The sequence below is a fragment of the Dolichospermum sp. UHCC 0352 genome (assembly GCF_009711925.1).
GTDB classification, from domain to species: domain Bacteria; phylum Cyanobacteriota; class Cyanobacteriia; order Cyanobacteriales; family Nostocaceae; genus Dolichospermum; species Dolichospermum lemmermannii.
Map to the genome: position 1 here is coordinate 1 of NZ_VIKY01000262.1, position 4,643 is coordinate 4,643.

Here is a 4,643-nt window from a genome sequence, read left to right on the forward strand (position 1 = left end):
CCAAATGCTTCGCCCGTACAGTTGTCAGTTGTCAGGCAAGAATTTTTAACCATTACCACCATTACCTATTATCCATTACCTATTACCAAAATTGATATATCCTATAGTCTCCACAATTCACTATCCTTTTTCTTACCCAGATTAATTCTAAAAATACTATCACCTACTACGATGATTCGATTGCAAAAATTTAAACAACTGGTTTGTTGGGCATTACTAGGCTTATTTACTAGTTGGCTAGTTAGCTGCGGCACAGGTAATGTTGGCAATAATCCCAAACCTGCTAAAACTGGAGTTGCCACGATTGAGTTTTGGACAATGCAACTCCAACCGCAATTTACCAACTACTTTCAAAGTCTAATTACGACTTTTGAATCACAAAACCCAAGTATAAAAGTTAAATGGGTAGATGTGCCTTGGTCGGCAATGGAGAATAAGATTTTAACAGCAGTCTCAGCAAAAATGCCACCAGATGTTGTTAACCTTAATCCCGACTTTGCTTCCCAACTTGCGGGTAAGAATGCTTGGTTAGATTTGGATGCCAAAATTCCCAGTCAAGTCCGTTCCACGTATTTGCCAAATATTTGGCAAGCAAGTAGCCTCAATGATAAGAGTTTTGGCATTCCTTGGTATCTCACCACGCGACTAACTATTTATAACACTGATTTACTAAAACAAGCAGGTATTACGAAACCTCCTGCCACTTATGCAGAATTAGGGCAAGCAGCGCAACAAATTAAAGATAAAACTGGTAAGTATGCTTTCTTCGCTACCTTTGTTCCCCAAGACTCTGGTGAGGTGTTGGAATCCTTGGTACAAATGGGTGTCACCCTAGTTAATGCTGAAGGTAAAGCTGGTTTTAATACGGATAAAGGAAAAGCTGCTTTTCAATACTGGGTAGATTTGTATAAAAAAGGTTTGTTACCAAAAGAATCTTTAACCCAAGGGCATCGTCATGCCATAGATTTATACCAATCTGGAGAAACGGCTTTTTTAGCTTCTGGGCCTGAGTTTCTGAAAACCATTGCTAATAACGCCCCCAAGGTTGCCCAAGCTTCCGCAATTGCCCCACAAATTACGGGTGATACAGGTAAGAAAAATGTTGCTGTCATGAATATCGTAATTCCTCGTGATAGTAAATATCCTGATGAAGCTGTTAAATTTGCTTTATTTGTTACGAATGACGAAAACCAATTAGCCTTTGCTAAAGCTGCTAACGTCCTACCTTCGACAATTAAGGCTTTGTCGGATACTTACTTTAAGGAAGTTCCCGCTAATGCTACGACAGCGGAAAAGGGGCGGGTAATTAGTGCGACACAATTAAAACAGGCTGAGGTATTAACCCCCAAACTCAAAGATTTTAAAGTTTTGCAAAAATCAATTTACGAAAATTTACAAGCGGCAATGTTAGGACAAAAAACTGTAGATAAAGCTGTGGAAGATGCTGCCCAGCAGTGGGATAATCGGTAATCGGTAATTCTCAGAATCAGGATAACCAGGATTAAAGGATTTACAGGATGTTATTGTTGATGAGACTATTGGAAATAGGGATTTTTTAATGATAGAAAATATCAATCAAAAAATTCATAAATTACAATCCTGTACATCCTCAAATCCTGGAAATCCTGATTCTGACAAAAAAATCGCTTACTTTCTTTTTTTAAATTCCATTTGCCAAAAAATAACCAATTAAATACAAAGAACCACATAATACAACTTGATTATCTGTAGCAATAAAAGCAGCGTCTAAGGCTGACAATACATCTGAATAGGTGTGACAAAAATTCAAATCTGGACAAATTGATGTTGCTAACTTAGCTAATTCTGCTAAATCTGCTGAATTACTATCGGGTACTGGAACTAAATATAATTGATCTCCTGGTTTAAGAAGTTCATGAAAAATCTCACCATGATCTTTAGTGGTTAACATTCCCATTACCCAAGTTATATTTTTGGTGTTGAGACTATCTACATAATTACGTAAAACGGTTGCTGAAGCTGGGTTGTGTGCGCCGTCAATGAGGAGTTTATGACTTTTCCAAGTTATCCATTGCATTCTCCCTGGCCACTTGGTTTTAGCCATTCCTTGAATAATAGCTTCTTCAGAAATTTGCCAATTTTGTTTTTGCAATATTTCCAAAGCTGCTAATGCTAAAGCTGAATTATGTAATTGAATTTGTCCCTGTAATGGTAATGGATATTTTATAAATTCAGAACTTTCTATTTTTTGATATTCTGCCCAATTTTGATTAATTTGTCGAGATGGTTGCGGGGTAAAAATTGGGCATTGTAATTCTAGAATACGCGATTGCACGACTTTCTCGGCATCGGCTGGCAATGAACCCATAACCACAGGACATCCTGGTTTGATAATTCCCGCTTTTTCTTTGGCAATATGGGCTAAAGTGGGTCCAAGTTGTTGCCAATGTTCTCGACTAATAGAAGTAATAACTGTTATCAAAGGATTATCACAGACATTGGTGGCATCTAAACGCCCTCCTAATCCTACTTCAATGATGGCAATATCAACTTGTTTCTGGGCAAAATATAACCAAGCCGCAGCGGTAATTACTTCAAATTGGGTAGGTGATTCTTCCTTTGGGTTAATAGCTGCTTGAACTTGCAGTATTAATTCACACAGTTTATTATCATCAATTGGTTGTTCGTTAACACAGATTCTTTCTGTCCAATCAACCAAGTGGGGAGAGGTGTAGCGTCCGGTTTTATAACCAGCCTCAGTAAGTACCGCAGACAGGTAAGCACAAACAGAACCTTTTCCGTTAGTCCCAGCGACATGAATAATTGGTACTTGGTGATGGGGATTTCCCAGCTTTGCCAATAAATCGACAATCCGGGATAACCCCAAATTCACACCAAAATGCTGAAAAGGTCGGAGTAAAGAATCTACGTTCATGGTGATTAGTGATTGGTATTTTGGATAAATAACTTCCCTGTTCCCTATTACCCATTACCAATCACCTATTACCCATTACCTAAAATTATGCTTCTCTGTTCAAAAAGTTTTGGACTTGTCTAAGAGCAGCAGCACCGATATTGAAAACAGCCCAACCAGCAGCGATCGCTATTGGTGCTAAAACAATTAATACACGATTATCAATGTCCATATCTAGAAGTCCTCTGTAAATTAAAAAATCTTAAGTTTTATCAACAGTTCTCAACTTTTATTGTGATCTGAAGTGGGGAATTTTTTCAAGCTTATATGTAAAGTTTGATTAAAAGTCAGGGAAAAGGTGACAGGTGACAGGTTACAGGGAGCAGGTAAGAAGTTTATTCCAATGACCAATGACCAATGACCAATCACCAATGACCAATCACCAATCACCAATCACCAATCACCCATTAGCAGCATGAAGCAGGGCTAATTGATAGTATTTTTCAGCGTGTTCTATGAGTTCGGTGATTTCTGTGTCTGAGAGTTGACGGACTACTTTACCGGGAACACCCATGACTAGAGAACCGGGAGGGACATTTTTAGTGACTACTGCACCTGCGCCGATAATGCTGCCTGTACCGACCCTTACACCATTTAGGATAATAGCACCAATACCAATTAAACTACCACTTTCAATGTGAGCAGAATGTACCACAGCGCGATGGCCGACAGTGACATGATCTTCTAAGATTGTGGGTACGCCTGGATCACCATGGAGAATTGCGCCGTCTTGGATATTTGTACATTCGCCAATTTCAATTCGTTCTACATCACCTCTAACCACAGATCCATACCAAACGCTGGCTCTGGCTGCTATGCTTACAGAACCAATGATTACAGCGTTGGCTGCCACAAAAGCAGCTTGAGAAAATTCAGCAGATTTCCAGTCACAAGAGATAGACACGATAGAATATGGATATGGTACCCAGGAACACTGGAGAAACTCCAACCTTTAGGGCTGGTTGCCAAACCAGAATATCACAGCGTTGGACTTCTATCATCAGACGGTTGTGAAACTTGTTCTCAGGCACTATCTTCATTTTTATGTAGCAGTGAGCAAGTTATCTAAAGTAGTGGAGCAGGAGTGTAATCTTAAACCTACTGGTGCTGGCAAAAAACAATACTATGTTTATACGCACTTCATGATAAATCCAGGCTTTCAGTACCCGATATTTGGCCCTGAAATACAGTGTCCTCACTGTCGCCAAATTATTTCGGCTTTAACATTGACGGATACTTATCTATGTCCTCGTCATGGCGCATTTGAAGCTGAACCCAAAACTGGGGAGTTAGTCCATTTACAGTCTGGTCGTCATTGGCGCAGATGGGATGGTGAATGGTATCGTCAACATACTCATCCTGATGGGATTCGGTTTGAAATTCACGAAGCTTTAGACAAGCTTTATACTCAAGGTTATCGGGCTACGAGGATAATTGTCGCTAACCGTTATCAGGAGTTAATGAGTGGCTATTTGGAACGGAGTACACCTTGGCGTTCTGGACAAGGGGAAGTTGCTACGGGGGCGCGGTTATATGGTTTACCTGTAGAGTTTAGCCCTGATTCAGCCACAGAACCTTGCTGGGAAGTGATTAACTTTGATTTGGATAAAGAACCTGGTGTACCAGTGCGTTACCCATATTTCCGGTTGTTTGAGTAATAGTCAGTGGTCAGTGGTCAGTAGGGGCGAAG

The 4,643-nt window shown here is 39.9% G+C and carries 5 protein-coding genes; 2 read left to right on the forward strand and 3 right to left on the reverse strand.

Translation table 11 applies throughout. The features are described 5' to 3' along the window. Positions 1–171 precede the first annotated feature (171 nt). Complete coding sequence (locus tag FJR06_RS18620) at positions 172–1,470, forward strand: sugar ABC transporter substrate-binding protein (RefSeq protein ID WP_168652011.1); 1,299 nt, start codon at positions 172–174, stop codon at positions 1,468–1,470. A 190-nt stretch (positions 1,471–1,660) separates the two neighbouring features. On the opposite strand, the gene FJR06_RS18625 is transcribed toward FJR06_RS18620, so the two are convergent. The 3 genes from FJR06_RS18625 to FJR06_RS18635 form a co-directional block, all read right to left on the reverse strand. Continuing rightward, positions 1,661–2,914, reverse strand: a complete 1,254-nt coding sequence (locus FJR06_RS18625) for a folylpolyglutamate synthase/dihydrofolate synthase family protein (protein WP_168652009.1) — start codon at positions 2,912–2,914, stop codon at positions 1,661–1,663. Positions 2,915–2,999: 85 nt separating this feature from the next. Further along, the gene (locus tag FJR06_RS18630; protein ID WP_168652010.1) at positions 3,000–3,125 is read right to left on the reverse strand and encodes a photosystem II protein Y; all 126 of its coding nucleotides are present in this window, start codon (positions 3,123–3,125) and stop codon (positions 3,000–3,002) included. 228 nt (positions 3,126–3,353) lie between these two features. Beyond that, complete coding sequence (locus FJR06_RS18635; protein ID WP_041457827.1) at positions 3,354–3,857, reverse strand: gamma carbonic anhydrase family protein; 504 nt, start codon at positions 3,855–3,857, stop codon at positions 3,354–3,356. 238 nt (positions 3,858–4,095) lie between these two features. On the opposite strand from FJR06_RS18635, the gene FJR06_RS18640 reads away from it, so the two are divergent. Further along, a complete protein-coding gene (locus tag FJR06_RS18640; protein ID WP_041457824.1) occupies positions 4,096–4,611 on the forward strand; it encodes a TIGR02652 family protein in 516 nt (171 codons plus the stop codon). The last annotated feature ends 32 nt before the right edge of the window (positions 4,612–4,643 follow it).